Genomic DNA, 17,555 nt, shown 5'->3' on the forward strand with positions numbered 1-17,555 from the left:
TACGTGAACACCCTGAGCGAATCTTCCGACATTGCCGCCGAACCCGCGCTGCCCGTCAGCAAACCCTGGTTCGTCTACCTGGTGCGCGCGGCCAATGGCTCGCTCTACTGCGGGATCAGCGACGATCCCGTGCGCCGCTTCGCCTGTCACCAGAGCGGCAAGGGCGCGCGGTTTTTCCTCTCCAGCCCTGCCGTGGCCCTGGTTTACACCGAAGTCTGCCGCGACAAAAGTGAAGCGCTGCGTCAGGAGCGCCTGATCAAAAAACTCAAGAAAAGCGCCAAGGAGTGTCTGGTGGCGAGTGCCGCCGCGGGCTTATCAACCTGACTGATAAGTGCCCATCAGGCAGATCTGTAGGCCGCTTGCCGATTGCGCGCTAAGCTGCGGATTCCTAGTCCGTGCGGCGGAGCCGAGCATGTCTGAGTTGATTCTCCATCATTACCCGACGTCCCCTTTTGCTGAAAAGGCTCGCCTGCTGTTGGGTTTCAAAGGTCTGTCCTGGCGCTCGGTGAAAATCTCGCCGGTGATGCCAAAACCCGATCTGACAGCCCTGACTGGCGGCTACCGCAAAACGCCTGTGTTGCAGATTGGCGCGGATATTTACTGCGACACGTCATTGATCGCCCATCGCTTGGAGCAGGAAAAAGCCCTGCCAGCGTTTTTCCCGGAAGGTCAGGAAATGATTGCCGCGACCTTCGCTGCCTGGGCTGATTCGGTGGTGTTCCAACATGCAGTCAGCCTGGTATTTCAGCCGGAATCGATCGCTGTGCGCTTCGGCAATTTGCCGCCAGAAGCGATCAAGGCGTTCCTCGCCGACCGCGCTGGACTGTTCAGCGGTGGCAGCGCTACCAAGTTGTCCGCCGAGCAGGCCAAGCATCAATGGCCGACGATCATGGCGCGGCTGGAACAGCAGCTACAGCGCGAGGAGGGTGACTTCCTGTTTGGCGAGCCGTCGATTGCTGACTTCGCACTGGCCCATCCATTGTGGTTCCTCAAAGCGACGCCGGTGACTTCACCGCTGGTTGATGCTTATCCAGCGGTTTCGGCGTGGTTGGGTCGGGTGATGGGCTTCGGTCACGGTGCGTCCAGCGAGATGACGTCTGAGGAGGCGCTGGAGGTGGCCCGCAATGCCACACCGGCCGCATTGCCGGATGAGCAGTTCGACGAGCCAAATGGCTTTGAGGCTGGCCAGCAGGTGGTGATTGCCGCAACCGATTATGGCGTTGATCCGGTGGCGGGCGAGTTGCTGTTCGCGGGCAGCGAAGAACTGATTCTGCGCCGTGAAGACGAGCGCGGCGGCGTGGTGCATGTGCACTTTCCGCGCTTTGGATTCCGTATCGAAAAACACTGAACCCCACTCCTGTAGGAGCATGCGGTGCGGCGATCCGACTTGCCCGCGATGAACGATTACACGGTGTGACGGTTACACCGGGTCGCGGCCATCGCGGGCAAGCCCGGCTCCTACAGGGCGGCGAGGATTGCGTCCGGGTCATACCCGCGCATCAGCGTGCCGTTCACGTCGAGGATCGGAATCCCGCCACCACCCAGCGCTTCATAAGCCGTGCGCGCCTCGGTATCTTTCTCGATATCAAATTCCTTGTACGGAATGCCTTTCTGATCGAGAAAACGTCGGGTCAGTTTGCAGTAGCCGCACCAGTCCGTCGCGTAGAGCACGACGTTGGCCTTGGCCTGTGTCTGCTCTGACACCACTTGTGAAGGGTTGAACACCCGCTCGATCTTGCCCCAGTTCTGATAAACCACGACCACCAGCAAGATCAGCAGGAATTTCTTCAGGATGCCGTTCAGCATCAGTTGCGTCGCTTGAGTTGATCGGTCAACTGCGTCGGCAGGCCCTTGATGATCAGCGTGCCGGCTTCTTCGTCGTACTCGATCTTCGAGCCCAACAGGTGCGCTTCAAAGCTGATGGACAGGCCTTCGGCGCGGCCAGTGAAGCGACGGAATTGATTCAGGGTGCGTTTGTCCGCCGGAATTTCCGGGGACAGGCCGTAATCCTTGTTGCGGATGTGATCGTAGAACGCTTTCGGGCGTTCTTCGTCGATCAGCTCCGAGAGTTCTTCCAGGCCCATGGGCTCGCCGAGCTTGGCCTGGCTGCTGGCGTAATCGACCAGGGTTTTGGTTTTCTCGCGGGCGGACTCTTCCGGCAGGTCTTCGCTTTCAACGAAGTCGCTGAACGCCTTGAGCAGGGTGCGGGTTTCGCCGGGGCCGTCGACGCCTTCCTGGCAACCGATGAAGTCGCGGAAATACTCCGAAACCTTTTTCCCGTTCTTGCCTTTGATGAACGAAATGTACTGCTTGGACTGCTTGTTGTTCTGCCACTCGGAAACGTTGATCCGCGCCGCCAAGTGCAACTGGCCCAGATCCAGATGCCGGGACGGGGTCACGTCCAGTTGATCGGTCACTGCAACGCCTTCACTGTGGTGCAGGAGGGCGATGGCCAGGTAATCGGTCATGCCCTGCTGGTAATGGGCGAACAGCACGTGGCCGCCCACTGAGAGGTTCGACTCTTCCATCAGCTTTTGCAGATGTTCCACCGCTACCCGGCTGAACGCCGTGAAATCCTTGCCGCCCTCGAAGTACTCCTTCAGCCAGCCGCTGAACGGGTGCGCCCCTGATTCGGCATGGAAAAATCCCCAGGCCTTGCCTTGTTTGGCGTTGTAACTCTCGTTGAGGTCGGCAAGCATGTTCTCGATGGCGCTCGACTCGGCCAGTTCAGAGTCGCGGGCGTGAAGAACTGCTGGCGTGCCGTCGGGTTTTTTGTCGATCAGGTGGACGATGCAATGACGGATCGGCATGGGCTTCTCGGCTGAATGAAGAGAGGAGGGCGTGCTCCCCGAAAAAGTGCCAAGTGTACCGCAACCACTGGTTTTGGCGCGGCATGAAGGGCAAATCCCGGGCGACCGACGGTGCTTATGCGTTTTTTTCCCGATTTAGAGCAATAAAGCTGACCAAATGGGTAGCTAGAGGCGGATATTTCCCCGTCTCTGTGCTAGTTTTGCCCCGTCTTACGCGAAGTCACTGCGTTAAGCGTGCATTCAGCATTTGTCAGGTCGAACCAAACCCTGATTTCGGTATCTATAACCCCGATCCAGTGGTTATTGGCCGAGGGTGCCAGATCCAGAAGATCGGGCTCGATGGCTGACACTGCACTCTGCAATCCACATGAATTTGATAGGGAAGGAACACTACATGGCTCTTACTAAAGACCAACTGATCGCCGACATCGCTGAAGCTATCGACGCGCCAAAAACCACCGCGCGTAACGCTCTGGACCAACTGGGCCAAATCGTTGCTGATCAGCTGGAAAACGGCGGCGAAATCACTCTGCCAGGTATCGGCAAACTGAAAGTGACTGAGCGTCCTGCCCGTACTGGCCGTAACCCTTCGACTGGCGCTGCCATCGAAATCGCTGCCAAGAAAGTTATCAAGCTGGTTGTGGCCAAAGGCCTGACCGACGCTGTTAACAAGTAAGACTTGTTAAAAAAAACCGTGCTCCGGAGCAATCCGGGCACGGTTTTTTTGTGCCATAAATTCTTCAAACACCGCCGCTCCTACAGGGATTTCAGCGCTCAGAAATTTGGCTTGTCAGCAGTTACTCAGCTTTTGCGGGCCCAGCGTTCGCGCCAGACCTGTTGCTCGGATTTGGTCTGGAAAGTCCACGCGACGAAGCGGCTTTGCTTCTGGCCTTGGGACATTTCCACCACCTGACTTTCCAGCACGCCAGCCTTTTTCAAGGCTGTCTGGATCGCAGGCAAGTTAGAGGCTTTCGACACGAGGGTACTGAACCACAGCACTTTGTGCTGGAAGTGCGCACTCTCGGCGATCAATTGCGTCACAAACCGCGCTTCACCACCTTCACACCACAACTCAGCCGATTGACCGCCGAAGTTCAGCACCGGCAGTTTGCGTTTCGGGTCGGCACGGCCCAGAGCACGCCATTTACGCTCACTGCCCTTGGTCGCTTCGTCCATCGAGGCGTGGAACGGCGGATTGCACATGGTCAGGTCAAAACGTTCGCCCGGCTCGAGCAGGCCCAGCAGAATGTGCTTGGGATTACTTTGCTGGCGCAACTGGATGGCTTTGTTCAGCCCGTTGGACTGCACGATGGCTTTGGCGGCGGCGACGGCCGTCGGGTCGATTTCCGAGCCGAGGAAGTGCCAGCGGTAATCGCTATAGCCGATCAGCGGATAGACGCAGTTGGCGCCCATGCCGATGTCGAGCACCTTGACCGGCGCGCCGCGAGGGATTTCGCCATCGTTGACGCTGGCCAGCAGGTCGGCGAGGAAGTGCACGTAGTCGGCACGACCAGGAACGGGCGGGCAAAGGTAATCAGCCGGGATGTCCCAATGTGCGATGCCGTAAAACGACTTGAGCAACGCCCGGTTGAACACCCGTACTGCGTCGGGGCTGGCGAAGTCGATGCTTTCCTTGCCGTACGGATTGATGATCACGAACTTCGCCAGTTCCGGCGTGGTTTTGATCAGTGCCGGGAAGTCGTAACGACCCTGATGGCGATTGCGCGGGTGCAGGCTGGCCTTTTCACGCGGCTCCACGGCTTTGGCCGGGGTGGCGGTGTCAGGCTTTTTGCGCGCAGGTCTTGGTGTGCGGGGGGCGTTCATGGGCGTGGTCGATTCGGGTATGGCTAAAAGTGGCGGGTATTGTCCCACATCCAGCTCTTGGGAACGCAATATCAGAAGCGACACAGATCCCTGTGGGAGCCGAGCTTGCTCGCGATGGCGGACGCTCAGGCTACATCAATGTCGAATGTTCAGCCGCCATCGCGAGCAAGCTCGGCTCCTACAGGGATTGTCGTTGTTAGTTATAAAGTGACGGGCATAAAAAAGGGAGGCCACCAGAGCCTCCCGTTTTCATTGCGGTTCGCCGTTACAGGCTGGCAATCCGCGCATGTTGCTCGGCCAGCTTGCCCAAAGCCTGTTCGGCCTCGGCCAGTTTGGCACGTTCTTTCTCGATGACTTCGGCCGGGGCCTTGTCCACGAAACCAGCGTTGGACAGCTTGCCACCCACACGCTGAACTTCGCCCTGCAAGCGCAGGATTTCCTTGTCCAGGCGCGCCAGTTCGGCGTCCTTGTCGATCAGGCCGGCCATCGGCACCAGCACTTCCATCTCGCCGACCAGTGCGGTGGCGGACAGCGGTGCTTCTTCGCCGGCAGCCAACACAGTGATCGATTCGAGACGAGCCAGTTTCTTCAACAGGGCTTCGTTCTCGGTGAGGCGACGCTGGTCTTCGGCGCTGACGTTTTTCAGGAACAGGTTCAGCGGCTTGCCCGGACCGATGTTCATTTCGCCACGGATATTACGCGTGCCGAGCATCAGGCCCTTGAGCCATTCGATGTCGTCTTCGGCGCCCTGATCGATGCGCGCTTCGTTGGCCACTGGCCAAGGTTGTAGCATGATCGTCTTGCCTTCGATACCGGCCAGCGGCGCGATGCGCTGCCAGATTTCTTCGGTGATGAACGGCATGAACGGGTGCGCCAGGCGCAACGCAACTTCCAGTACCCGAACCAGCGTACGGCGGGTGCCGCGCTGACGCTCGACCGGCGCGTTTTCGTCCCACAGCACAGGCTTTGAGAGTTCCAGGTACCAGTCGCAATACTGGTTCCAGATGAACTCGTACAAGGCTTGTGCCGCCAGGTCGAAACGGAACTGGTCGAGTTGACGGGTCACTTCGGCTTCAGTGCGTTGCAGCTGCGAGATGATCCAGCGATCCGCCAGGGACAGTTCGTAGGCTTCGCCGTTCTGGCCGCAGTCTTCACCCTTGTCCAGAACATAACGCGCGGCGTTCCAGATCTTGTTGCAGAAGTTGCGATAGCCTTCGACGCGGCCCATGTCGAACTTGATGTCACGACCGGTGGACGCCAGCGAGCAGAAGGTGAAACGCAGGGCGTCGGTGCCATAGCTGGCGATACCGTCGGCGAACTCGTCGCGGGTCTGCTTCTCGATCTTCTTCGCCAGTTTCGGCTGCATCATGCCGGAGGTGCGTTTCTGCACCAGATCTTCCAGTTCGATGCCGTCGATGATGTCCAGCGGGTCCAGGACGTTGCCCTTGGACTTGGACATCTTCTGGCCCAGGCCATCACGCACCAGGCCGTGAACATAGACGGTCTTGAACGGAACCTGCGGTGTGCCGTCTTCGTTCTTCACCAAGTGCATAGTGAGCATGATCATCCGGGCAACCCAGAAGAAAATGATGTCGAAACCGGTCACCAGCACGTCGGTGGAGTGGAATTTCTTCAGGAATTCGGTCTGCTCAGGCCAGCCAAGTGTGGAGAAGGTCCACAGGCCCGAACTGAACCAGGTGTCGAGAACGTCGTTGTCCTGTTGCAGCGCAACGTCCGGGCCGAGGTTGTTCTTGGCACGCACTTCGGCTTCGTCGCGACCGACGTAGACTTTGCCCGACTCGTCGTACCAGGCCGGAATCCGGTGGCCCCACCACAACTGACGGCTGATGCACCAATCCTGGATGTCGCGCATCCACGAGAAATACATGTTTTCGTACTGTTTAGGCACGAACTGGATGCGGCCGTCTTCAACGGCAGCAATCGCAGGTTCGGCCAATGGTTTGGTCGACACGTACCACTGGTCGGTCAGCCACGGCTCGATGATCGTGCCGGAGCGGTCGCCTTTCGGCACTTTCAGCGCGTGATCATTGACGCTGATCAGCAGGCCCGTGGTGTCGAATGCAGCAACAATTTGTTTACGGGCTTCGAAACGGTCGAGGCCGGCGTATTCGACCGGGATCTTGCCGTCGATGCTTTCGTTGAGCGTGCCGTCGAGGTTGAACACCTGGCAGGCCGGCAGCACGACAGCATTCTTGTCGAAGATGTTCAGCAGCGGCAGGTTGTGGCGCTTGCCGACTTCGTAGTCGTTGAAATCGTGGGCCGGGGTGATTTTCACGCAGCCGGTGCCGAATTCAGGGTCGCAGTAATCGTCGGCGATAATCGGGATGCGGCGGCCAACCAGCGGCAGCTCGACAAATTTGCCGATCAGGGCTTTGTAGCGTTCATCGTTCGGGTTAACGGCCACGGCGGCGTCGCCGAGCATGGTTTCCGGGCGAGTGGTCGCGACGATCAGGTAGTCATTGCCTTCCGCGGTTTTTACGCCGTCGGCCAGCGGGTATTTGAGGTTCCACAGGAAACCTTTCTCGTCGTGGTTTTCCACTTCAAGGTCGGAAATCGCTGTGTGCAGCTTGGTGTCCCAGTTGACCAGACGCTTGCCGCGGTAGATCAGGCCGTCTTCATGCAGGCGCACGAAGGCTTCTTTCACGGATTCCGAGAGGCCGTCATCCATGGTGAAGCGCTCACGGCTCCAGTCTACGGACGAGCCGAGGCGACGGATCTGACGGCTGATGTTGCCGCCGGATTCATCTTTCCATTCCCAGATTTTCTCGAGAAACTTCTCGCGACCCAGGTCGTGGCGGCTCTGGCCTTTGGCTTCCAGTTGGCGCTCCACCAGCATTTGCGTGGCGATACCGGCGTGGTCTGTGCCCGGCTGCCACAGGGTGTTGCGACCCTGCATGCGGCGGAAACGGATCAGGGCGTCCATGATCGCGTTGTTGAAACCGTGACCCATGTGCAGGCTGCCGGTGACGTTCGGCGGCGGGATCATGATGGTGTAGGACTCGCCCGCGCCTTGCGGGGCGAAGTAATTCTCTGACTCCCAGGTGTTGTACCAGGAAGCTTCAATGGCGTGCGGCTGGTAGGTCTTATCCATGCGCGGCGGGACCCTATTGGCATTTATTCAGGAAAAGCCGGCAAGTATAGCGGGGCATGGGGCGCAGGGCGACTGTGGCGAGGGGGTTTACCCCCGTTGGGTCGCGAAGCGGCCCTGAAACCTGCCAGCGTGGTGTGTCTGGCGGACCGCATGCTCAGGTTTTACGACTGCTTCGCAGCCGAACGGGGGCAAGCCCCCTCGCCACAGAAGCCTGCCTCCACAGAGGGGCGGGGTTATTCGTATTGGCTGAGCAATCGCTCCATCCGCGCATCAAGGCGACGTTTGATTTCAGTTTCGATGTGCGGGGCGAAGTCATCAATCACGTCTTGCATGATCAATAACGCGGCGGCGCGCAGTTCGCTGTCCAGATGCAGCAGGGCGTCGGGGCCTTTGCCGGGTTCCGGCGAAGGTTGCGCGGCAGGGGCGGGTGGCGGTGTCGGTTCGACCGGCTGCGGCGCATTGCCGACAGCCTCGAACAACATGGGAATCTGTTCCTGGTCACCGTCGATGACCGTGTCGGTCAGCAGCGGTGGTTGCAGGTTGTCATCGCCGAGCAGTTGGCGGATCGACTCGAGGTCGTCCAGTAAGTGCGCGGACTGTTGTTGCGGTTTCGGAGTGTCCATCGGAATGCTCAGAGTCGCTGTAAACGGTGGTCTTGCAGAGGATAGCCCTGTTCGCGGTAGAAACGGAAACTCTCCCGCGCAGCCGCACGAATCGTCGGATCTTCTACTACCACTTCCGCCACGCGGGCGAATTGTTTGGCAAATGTCGGGACTTTCAGGTCGAGATTGACCAGCAAATCCTGGTGCTGACCGCAGTCATCGCCAAGACCCAGGACGATCAGACCGTCTGGTTCGCTTTCGGCAGGGCCATGAGGCACGAAGCTTTCGCCCTTGAAGGCCCACAAGCGGGCATCGAGATCCTGTCGCTGAGCGGCATCGCTGCAATGCAGGTAAATGCGGTGGCCCATACGCCAGGCTTTTTCGGTGAGCTTGCAGGCGAAATCCAGCCGTGCCGAAGGATCGGCGCTGGGCAGGATGTAGAAGTCGACTTTGGTCATTGCGGTTCCTGAGCCAGAAACGGCGTCACCCGAAAGTGACGCCGCCCCAGGTCATCGGTTTCAGGCTTTGGCGCGGTCCAGCAGGTATTGGGTCAGCAATGGCACAGGACGGCCAGTGGCGCCCTTGTCTTTGCCGCCGCTGGTCCATGCGGTACCGGCGATGTCCAGGTGCGCCCAGTTCAGGTTCTTGGTGAAGCGTGACAGGAAGCAGGCGGCGGTGATGGTGCCGGCTTTCGGGCCACCAATGTTGGCGATGTCGGCGAACGGGCTGTCCAGTTGCTCCTGGTATTCGTCGAACAACGGCAGTTGCCAGGCGCGGTCGTCAGCCGTTTGGCCGGCGCTCAGCAGTTGGCCGATCAGTTCATCGTTGTTGCCCAGCAGGCCCGAAGTGTGGGAACCCAAGGCTACGACGCAAGCACCGGTCAGGGTGGCAATATCGATCACGGCTTGCGGCTTGAAGCGCTCGGAGTAGGTCAGGGCGTCGCACAGCACCAGACGGCCTTCGGCGTCGGTGTTGAGGATTTCCACGGTCTGGCCGCTCATGGTGGTGACGATGTCGCCCGGGCGCGAAGCGTTGCCGCTCGGCATGTTCTCGGCGCAGGCCAGGATGCACACCAGGTTGATCGGCAGTTTCAGCTCAAGCACGGCACGCAGGGTGCCGAACACGCTGGCAGCGCCGCCCATGTCGTACTTCATTTCATCCATGCCGGCGCCCGGCTTCAGGCTGATGCCGCCGGTGTCAAAGGTAATGCCTTTGCCGACCAGTGCGTACGGCTTCTCGGATTTCTTGCCGCCGTTGTATTGCATGACGATCAGGCGTGGCGGCTGGGCGCTGCCCTGGCCGACGGCGTAGAACGAACCCATGCCCAGATCCTTGATCTTCTTTTCGTCAAGGACTTCGACTTTCAGGGTTTTGAATTCTTTACCGAGGTTCTTCGCTTGTTCGCCGAGGAATGTCGGGTGGCAGATGTTCGGCGGCAGATTGCCCAGGTTGCGGGTAAAGGCCATGCCGTTGGCAATAGCGGAGGCGTGGGCCACGGCGCGCTCGACTTCAGCCTGTGCAGCCTTGATGGTCAGCAGGGTGACTTTCTTCAGGGTGCGAGGTTCGGCTTTTTGGCTCTTGAACTGGTCGAAGGTGTATTCACCGTCCACCAGGGTTTCCGCCAGCAGGCGGGTTTTGCCATAGCTGTCGCGGCCTTTGACCACGACTTCATCCAGCGCCAGTACCGCATCGCTGCCGCCCAGGCCTTTGAGGGTGTTGAGTACGCTGGCAATGATTTTGCGGAACGGACGGTCGCCGAGTTCTTCATCCTTGCCCACGCCTACCAGCAGAACGCGTTCAGCCTTGAGGTTCGGCAAGCTATGCAGCAACAGACTCTGGCCAACCTTGCCGGCGAGGTCGCCGCGCTTGAGCACTGCACTGATGGCGCCGCCACTCAGTTCGTCCAGTTGTCTGGCCACGGCGCCGAGCTTGCGGCCTTCGCCGACGGCGACGACCAGAGTGGCGGTCTTCAACGTTTCTGGGCTAACGCTTTTTACAACCAGTTCCATGTCCGGGTCCCTGAATAATGGTCAACGTGCGTGGGCAAAACGGCGACGCACAGACGCTTGCTTATATAAATAGAAAGACGCAGGTCACGGCCCACGACAAAGGCCGCAGTTTGAACCTCGCTCCCTGCGCCTGACAACCCTCGGTTGTACGATCTTCAGCGCATTGACCGTCAGCTTGAGTATGCGCAGTGACAGGTGCACCCAATCACAGGATAATGCGCCATCTTTTTCGGCAGCTCTGCCCTGCGGGCTGTCTGATACGTTTGCTTGTTTGGCCGCCTAAGCCTGACAACCCTGGAGTCTCTGGTTTGATCGTCTTCCGATATCTGTCCCGCGAAGTCCTGTTGACCTTGAGCGCAGTCAGCGCCGTGCTGCTGGTCATCATCATGAGCGGTCGCTTCATCAAATACCTTGCCCAGGCGGCCGCGGGCCTGCTGGATCCGGGCTCGCTGTTCCTGATCATGGGCTTCCGTCTGCCGGGTTTCCTGCAACTGATCCTGCCACTGGGCCTGTTTCTCGGGATCCTGCTGGCGTACGGTCGCCTGTACCTCGAAAGCGAAATGACCGTGCTGTCGGCCACCGGTATGAGCCAGCAGCGTTTGTTTGTCATTACCCTGTTTCCGGCCACGCTGGTTGCGCTGGTCGTGGCCTGGCTGAGCCTGAGCCTGGCGCCACAAGGTGCCAATCAGTTCCAGCTGCTGCTGAACAAACAGGATGCGCTCACCGAGTTCGATACCTTGGAGCCGGGTCGCTTCCAGGCGTTGCGTGATGGGACTCGTGTGACCTATACCGAGCAACTGACCGATGACCGCATCAATCTGGCGGGTGTGTTCATTTCGCAAAAAAATATTAACTCCGACCAGAAAGATCGCGGGATTTCCGTGCTGGTGGCCGAGAAGGGTCGCCAGGAAATTCGTCCGGACGGCAACCGCTACCTGATTCTCGACAACGGTTATCGATATGACGGTAATCCAGGGCAGGCTGACTATCGGGCGATCAAATACGACGAGTACGGGGTATTGCTGCCAAAACCGGATGTCAGTGACGAAGTGACTGATCGTGATGCAATGAGCACTCGTACCTTGATCGACAGCAACGACACTCGCCTGCGCGCTGAACTGCAATGGCGTCTGTCCTTGCCGTTGCTGGTGTTCATCGTGACCCTGATGGCGGTGCCGTTGTCGCGGGTCAACCCGCGCCAGGGCCGTTTCCTCAAGCTGCTGCCGGCGATTCTTCTTTATATGATTTACCTGACCATCCTGATTGCCGCCCGCGGCGCCCTCGATAAGGGCAAGATCCCGCCTGCCCTGGGGTTATGGTGGGTTCATGGGTTGTTTCTGATCATCGGTCTCGGGCTGCTTTACTGGGAGCCGTTGCGCTTGAAGATGGCGAGTCGCCGCAGTGCGCTGGAGGTGGCTCGTGGTTAAGCTCGATCGCTACATCGGTAGCAGCGTATTCATGGCGATCCTGGCGGTACTGGGGATCATTCTCGGCCTGGCGACGCTGTTCGCCTTCATCGACGAGATGAGCGAAGTCAGCGACACCTATACCCTGTTGGATGCGTCCAGTTACGTCTTGCTGACGGCCCCGCGCCGTCTTTACGACATGTTGCCAATGGCGGCACTGATCGGATGCCTGATTGGCCTCGGCAGTCTGGCCAGCAACAGTGAGCTGACCATCATGCGCGCCGCCGGCGTGTCGATCGGTCGAATCGTCTGGGCGGTCATGAAGCCGATGCTGATCCTGATGTTAGTGGGGGTGCTGATCGGCGAATACGTTGCGCCGGCCACCGAAGTCACTGCTCAGGCCAATCGCTCGCTGGCTCAGGGCAGTGGCGATGCGCAAAGCGCCAAACACGGCCTTTGGCACCGCCAGGGTGACGAGTTCATTCACGTTAACTCCGTGCAGCCCAATGGACTTCTGTATGGCGTGACCCGCTATCGCTTCGACAAAGAGCGACACATGCTGTCGTCAAGCTTTGCCAAGCGTGCCGAGTTCGACAAGGATCACTGGCAACTCAGCGACGTCACGACCACGGTGTTCCATGACAAGAGCACCGAAGTGGTCGTCACTCCTGTCGAGCGTTGGGAAATTGCCCTGAGCCCTCAGTTGCTGGACACCGTGGTAATGGCGCCTGAGTCGCTGTCAATCAGCGGTCTGTGGAATTACATCCACTATCTGGCAGACCAGGGCCTGAGCAATGGCCGCTACTGGCTGGCGTTTTGGGTCAAGGTGTTGCAGCCCCTGGTAACTGCCGCGCTGGTACTGATGGCGATTTCCTTCATCTTTGGTCCCTTGCGCTCCGTGACCCTCGGTCAGCGTGTGTTCACCGGCGTTCTGGTGGGCTTCACCTTCCGTATCGTTCAGGATTTGCTGGGGCCTTCGAGCCTGGTGTTCGGTTTCTCGCCGCTGTTTGCGGTGCTCATTCCGGCTGGTGTTTGTGCCCTGGCCGGTGTCTGGCTGTTGCGCCGGGCCGGCTGATTAAGGGTTTTTCCTGACCTTGCCGGTCACTCAAAACGCCCCTGTCGCAAGACCGGGGCGTTTTTGTACCTGCCGTCTGACCTGCAAACGTGACGCTTGCGCCGTGGATCAGGTACAATTCCCGGCTATTTTTCGGCGGGCTATGCCTGCAGCCTTTTTGAGTGTTGATCCGTGAGTGATTTGAGTCATATCCGCAATTTCTCCATCATCGCCCACATTGACCATGGCAAGTCGACGCTGGCTGATCGATTCATCCAGATGTGCGGCGGCCTTGCCGAGCGCGAAATGGAAGCCCAGGTGCTGGACTCCATGGACCTGGAGCGTGAACGCGGGATCACCATCAAGGCCCACAGCGTCACCCTTTATTACACCGCTCGCGATGGCATCAAGTACCAGCTGAACTTCATTGATACCCCCGGCCACGTTGACTTCACCTACGAAGTCAGCCGGTCGCTGGCGGCCTGTGAGGGTGCTTTGCTGGTGGTCGATGCCGGTCAGGGCGTTGAAGCGCAGTCGGTTGCCAACTGCTACACGGCGATCGAGCAGGGCCTGGAAGTCATGCCGGTCCTGAACAAGATCGACCTGCCACAGGCCGATCCGGACCGCGTTAAAGAAGAAATCGAAAAAATCATCGGCATCGATGCCACCGACGCGGTCGAGTGCTCTGCCAAGACCGGTCTGGGCGTCGATGAAGTGCTCGAGCGGCTGGTCGCCACCATTCCTGCACCGACTGGCAACTACGAAGATCCGCTACAAGCGTTGATCATCGATTCGTGGTTCGACAACTACCTGGGCGTTGTTTCCCTGGTACGCGTGCGCCACGGTCGTGTGAAGAAGGGCGACAAGATCCTGGTCAAATCCACCGGCAAGATCCACCTGGTGGACAGCGTCGGTGTATTCAACCCGAAACACACCCCTACCGCTGACCTGAAGGCCGGTGAAGTGGGCTTCATCATTGCCAGCATCAAGGACATTCACGGTGCGCCAGTGGGCGATACCCTGACCTTGAGTTCGACGCCAGACGTCGACGTGTTGCCAGGGTTCAAGCGCATTCAGCCGCAGGTCTACGCCGGTCTGTTCCCGGTCAGCTCCGACGACTTCGAAGACTTCCGTGAGGCCCTGCAAAAGCTCACGCTCAATGACTCGTCCCTGCAGTACACCCCGGAAAGCTCCGACGCCCTGGGCTTCGGTTTCCGTTGCGGGTTCCTCGGCATGCTGCACATGGAGATTATCCAGGAGCGCCTGGAGCGCGAGTACGACCTGGACCTGATCACCACAGCGCCGACAGTAATTTTTGAGCTGTTGCTGAAAACCGGTGAAACAATTTACGTCGATAACCCGTCGAAGCTTCCAGACCTGTCCTCAATCGAAGACATGCGTGAGCCGATCGTGCGGGCCAATATTCTTGTGCCGCAAGAGCACCTGGGCAACGTCATTACCCTGTGCATCGAAAAGCGTGGCGTGCAGCACGACATGTTGTTCCTCGGTTCCCAGGTTCAGGTGACCTACGATTTGCCGATGAACGAAGTGGTCCTGGACTTCTTCGACCGTCTGAAATCGACCAGCCGTGGTTATGCGTCGCTGGATTACCATTTCGACCGTTATCAATCGGCTAGTCTGGTGAAACTGGACGTGCTGATCAACGGTGACAAGGTCGACGCCCTGGCGCTGATCGTGCACAAGGATAACGCGCACTACAAAGGTCGCCAGTTGACCGAGAAGATGAAAGAACTGATTCCGCGCCAGATGTTCGATGTCGCGATCCAGGCCGCCATTGGCGGGCAGATCATTGCGCGAACCTCCGTCAAGGCACTCAGAAAGAACGTATTGGCCAAATGCTACGGCGGTGACGTTAGCCGTAAGAAGAAACTGCTTGAAAAGCAAAAGGCCGGTAAAAAACGCATGAAGCAAGTCGGCAACGTGGAAATTCCACAAGAAGCCTTCCTTGCAGTGCTCAGGTTGGATAGTTAGGTCCTATGTCACTAAATTTCCCGCTGTTGCTGGTCATCGCCGTGTTCGTCTGCGGCCTGTTGGCGTTGCTTGATCTGGTTTTTCTGGCACCGCGTCGGCGTGCTGCCATTGCCTCCTATCAGGGCAGCGTCAGCCAGCCTGATGTGGTGGTGGTCGAGAAACTGAACAAAGAGCCGCTGCTGGTCGAGTACGGCAAGTCGTTCTTCCCGGTGTTGTTCATCGTGCTGGTTCTGCGTTCGTTCCTGGTGGAACCGTTCCAGATTCCTTCCGGCTCGATGAAACCGACCCTGGATGTTGGCGACTTCATTTTGGTGAACAAGTTTTCTTACGGGATCCGCCTGCCGGTGATCGACAAGAAAGTCATCGAAGTGGGTGATCCACAACGCGGCGATGTGATGGTGTTCCGCTACCCGAGCGATCCGAACGTCAACTACATCAAGCGAGTCGTGGGCCTGCCGGGTGACAAGATTCGTTATACCGCTGACAAGCGTCTGTTCGTCAACGGCGAGTCGATTGCTGAACAGATGGTCGGCTCCGAGCCGGGCACGTTGGGCAGTGCTGAGCTTTATAAGGAAAAACTCGGCGCTGCCGAGCACCTGATCCGCAAGGAAATGAGCCGCTATCGCGCGACCCCGGATCATTCGTGGACCGTGCCGGCCGGGCACTACTTCATGATGGGCGACAACCGCGACAACTCCAACGACAGTCGCTTTTGGGATGATCCAAGTATTCCCAAAGATCTGCTGGGCATGGTTCCCGACAAGAATATCGTCGGCAAGGCCTTCGCAGTCTGGATGAGCTGGCCGGAACCTAAACTCAGTCACCTGCCGAATTTTTCGCGGGTTGGCCTGATCAAGTAATCACACACGGCGCTGTTGAACACAGCGCCGAATGCTTTTCTGGAACCGACACAATCGGTACCGCAAGCATGAAGCCAATGATATTCAGGACGTTATTTTTGAACACAGCGTTAATTGTCCCAGGCCTGCGCCGACTCTCGGCGATGGCGGTGGAATCCAACCACGAACTCAGCGTGGGTAAACCGTGAGCGTCTCCTTAAGCCGTCTCGAGCGTCAGCTCGGCTACACCTTCAAGGATCAGGAACTGATGGTCCTGGCCCTGACTCACCGCAGCTTTGCCGGGCGTAACAACGAACGCCTGGAATTCCTCGGTGATGCCATCCTTAATTTCGTCGCTGGCGAGGCGCTGTTCGATCGCTTCCCGCTGGCGCGTGAAGGCCAGTTGTCGCGTTTGCGCGCGCGCCTGGTGAAAGGCGAGACCCTGGCCGTACTGGCCCGCGGTTTTGATCTGGGCGACTACTTGCGCCTGGGCTCCGGTGAACTGAAAAGCGGCGGTTTTCGTCGCGAGTCGATTCTGGCCGATGCCCTGGAAGCGCTGATTGGTGCGATCTACCTCGATGCCGGTATGGACATGGCGCGCGAGCGCGTGCTGGCCTGGCTGGCCGGTGAGTTCGAAGGCCTGACATTGGTCGACACCAACAAAGATCCAAAAACCCGCCTGCAGGAATTTCTGCAATCGCGTGGTTGTGAGCTGCCACGTTACGAAGTGGTGGATATCCAGGGTGAGCCGCATTGCCGGACGTTCTTCGTCGAATGTGAAATCACCTTACTGAATGAAAAAAGCCGAGGTCAGGGTGTGAGTCGTCGTATTGCCGAACAGGTAGCGGCCGCCGCAGCACTGATTGCCCTGGGTGTGGAGAATGGCAATGACTGATTCAACTGCAACTCGCTGTGGCTATGTTGCCATCGTCGGCCGTCCCAACGTGGGCAAGTCCACGCTGCTGAACCACATCCTGGGTCAGAAACTGGCGATCACCTCGCGCAAACCGCAAACCACCCGTCACAACATGCTGGGCATCAAGACCGAAGGTGCCGTGCAGGCGATCTACGTCGATACCCCGGGCATGCACAAGGGTGGCGAAAAAGCGCTGAACCGTTACATGAACAAGACTGCGTCGGCGGCGTTGAAAGACGTTGACGTGGTGATCTTCGTCGTTGACCGCACCAAGTGGACTGACGAAGACCAGATGGTCCTCGAGCGCGTCCAGTACGTGACCGGTCCGTTGATCGTGGCGCTGAACAAGACTGATCGCATCGAAGACAAAGCCGAACTGATGCCGCACCTGACCTGGTTGCAGGAGCAGCTGCCGAACGCGCAGATCATGCCGATCTCGGCCCAGCACGGGCACAACCTCGAAGCGCTGGAGCGTGTGATTGCCGGTTACCTGCCGGAAAACGATCACTTCTTCCCGGAAGACCAGATCACCGACCGCAGCAGCCGCTTCCTCGCCGCTGAACTGGTGCGCGAGAAAATCATGCGCCAGATGGGCGCCGAGCTGCCGTACCAGATCACCGTGGAAATCGAAGAGTTCAAGCAGCAGGGCAAAACCCTGCACATCCATGCCTTGATCCTCGTTGAACGTGACGGCCAGAAGAAAATCATCATTGGCGACAAGGGCGAGCGCATCAAGCGTATCGGCACCGAGGCGCGCAAGGACATGGAGCTGCTGTTCGACTCCAAGATCATGCTCAACCTCTGGGTGAAAGTGAAAGGTGGCTGGTCCGATGACGAACGTGCATTGCGTTCGTTGGGTTACGGCGACCTGTAAACCCCGGCTCCCGATACACTGAAAAACCCTTGTGGGAGCGAGCCTGCTCGCGAAGAGGTTGTAACATTCAGCATTGATGTTGACTGTCACACCGCTTTCGCGAGCAGGCTCGCTCCC

General features: G+C 58.6%; 16 protein-coding genes. 9 read left to right on the forward strand and 7 right to left on the reverse strand.

All coding sequences use genetic code 11. The annotated features are described in order from the left end of the window. Positions 1-3 precede the first annotated feature (3 nt). Positions 4-324, forward strand: a complete 321-nt coding sequence (locus ACWGZX_RS19410; RefSeq protein WP_452625052.1) for a GIY-YIG nuclease family protein — start codon at positions 4-6, stop codon at positions 322-324. Between the two features lie 88 nt (positions 325-412). Beyond that, complete coding sequence (locus ACWGZX_RS19415; protein ID WP_452625053.1) at positions 413-1,348, forward strand: glutathione S-transferase family protein; 936 nt, start codon at positions 413-415, stop codon at positions 1,346-1,348. Positions 1,349-1,458: 110 nt separating this feature from the next. Here ACWGZX_RS19415 and ACWGZX_RS19420 read toward each other — a convergent pair whose 3' ends face one another. Next, positions 1,459-1,806 carry a glutaredoxin family protein gene (locus ACWGZX_RS19420; protein ID WP_452625054.1) on the reverse strand — a complete coding sequence of 116 codons (348 nt, stop codon included), beginning with the start codon at positions 1,804-1,806 and terminating at the stop codon, positions 1,459-1,461. Further along, positions 1,806-2,810: a nucleoid-associated protein YejK gene (yejK, locus tag ACWGZX_RS19425; protein ID WP_007944833.1), complete on the reverse strand. Its 1,005-nt coding sequence runs from the start codon at positions 2,808-2,810 to the stop codon at positions 1,806-1,808. The genes ACWGZX_RS19420 and yejK overlap by 1 nt, the downstream gene beginning before the upstream one ends. Before the next feature lie 394 nt (positions 2,811-3,204). On the opposite strand from yejK, the gene ACWGZX_RS19430 reads away from it, so the two are divergent. Next, on the forward strand, positions 3,205-3,486 hold the full coding sequence (locus tag ACWGZX_RS19430) for an HU family DNA-binding protein (RefSeq protein WP_007905514.1): 282 nt from the start codon (positions 3,205-3,207) through the stop codon (positions 3,484-3,486). 125 nt (positions 3,487-3,611) lie between these two features. Here the strand turns inward: ACWGZX_RS19430 and rlmF are convergent, their stop codons facing one another. The 5 genes from rlmF to ACWGZX_RS19455 form a co-directional block, all read right to left on the reverse strand. Beyond that, positions 3,612-4,634 (reverse strand): 23S rRNA (adenine(1618)-N(6))-methyltransferase RlmF, encoded by a 1,023-nt coding sequence (gene rlmF / locus ACWGZX_RS19435; protein WP_452625055.1) that lies wholly within the window; start codon positions 4,632-4,634, stop codon positions 3,612-3,614. Between the two features lie 265 nt (positions 4,635-4,899). Beyond that, a complete protein-coding gene (locus tag ACWGZX_RS19440) occupies positions 4,900-7,746 on the reverse strand; it encodes a valine--tRNA ligase (RefSeq protein WP_452625056.1) in 2,847 nt (948 codons plus the stop codon). A 233-nt stretch (positions 7,747-7,979) separates the two neighbouring features. Next, positions 7,980-8,369 carry a DNA polymerase III subunit chi gene (locus ACWGZX_RS19445; RefSeq protein WP_452625057.1) on the reverse strand — a complete coding sequence of 130 codons (390 nt, stop codon included), beginning with the start codon at positions 8,367-8,369 and terminating at the stop codon, positions 7,980-7,982. An 8-nt stretch (positions 8,370-8,377) separates the two neighbouring features. After that, a complete protein-coding gene (locus ACWGZX_RS19450) occupies positions 8,378-8,806 on the reverse strand; it encodes a DNA polymerase III subunit chi (RefSeq protein WP_223512054.1) in 429 nt (142 codons plus the stop codon). A gap of 60 nt (positions 8,807-8,866) precedes the next feature. Beyond that, complete coding sequence (locus ACWGZX_RS19455; RefSeq protein WP_452625058.1) at positions 8,867-10,357, reverse strand: leucyl aminopeptidase; 1,491 nt, start codon at positions 10,355-10,357, stop codon at positions 8,867-8,869. A 308-nt stretch (positions 10,358-10,665) separates the two neighbouring features. Between ACWGZX_RS19455 and lptF the strand changes: the two genes are divergently transcribed. From lptF to era, 6 genes are all read left to right on the forward strand, one after another. Then, complete coding sequence (gene lptF / locus ACWGZX_RS19460) at positions 10,666-11,784, forward strand: LPS export ABC transporter permease LptF (RefSeq protein WP_452625059.1); 1,119 nt, start codon at positions 10,666-10,668, stop codon at positions 11,782-11,784. Continuing rightward, a complete protein-coding gene (gene lptG, locus ACWGZX_RS19465) occupies positions 11,777-12,838 on the forward strand; it encodes an LPS export ABC transporter permease LptG (protein ID WP_452625060.1) in 1,062 nt (353 codons plus the stop codon). Before lptF ends, lptG begins: the two co-directional genes overlap by 8 nt. Before the next feature lie 171 nt (positions 12,839-13,009). Then, positions 13,010-14,809, forward strand: coding sequence for a translation elongation factor 4 (gene lepA / locus ACWGZX_RS19470; RefSeq protein WP_223512046.1), 1,800 nt, complete (start codon positions 13,010-13,012; stop codon positions 14,807-14,809). A 5-nt stretch (positions 14,810-14,814) separates the two neighbouring features. Beyond that, a complete protein-coding gene (lepB, locus tag ACWGZX_RS19475) occupies positions 14,815-15,669 on the forward strand; it encodes a signal peptidase I (protein WP_223512044.1) in 855 nt (284 codons plus the stop codon). 184 nt (positions 15,670-15,853) lie between these two features. Next, positions 15,854-16,543, forward strand: a complete 690-nt coding sequence (rnc, locus tag ACWGZX_RS19480) for a ribonuclease III (RefSeq protein ID WP_027924885.1) — start codon at positions 15,854-15,856, stop codon at positions 16,541-16,543. Beyond that, positions 16,536-17,438, forward strand: coding sequence for a GTPase Era (gene era, locus ACWGZX_RS19485; protein WP_007944847.1), 903 nt, complete (start codon positions 16,536-16,538; stop codon positions 17,436-17,438). The genes rnc and era overlap by 8 nt, the downstream gene beginning before the upstream one ends. Positions 17,439-17,555: the final 117 nt, after the last annotated feature.

This window comes from Pseudomonas sp. CLCA07 (genome assembly GCF_053615335.1).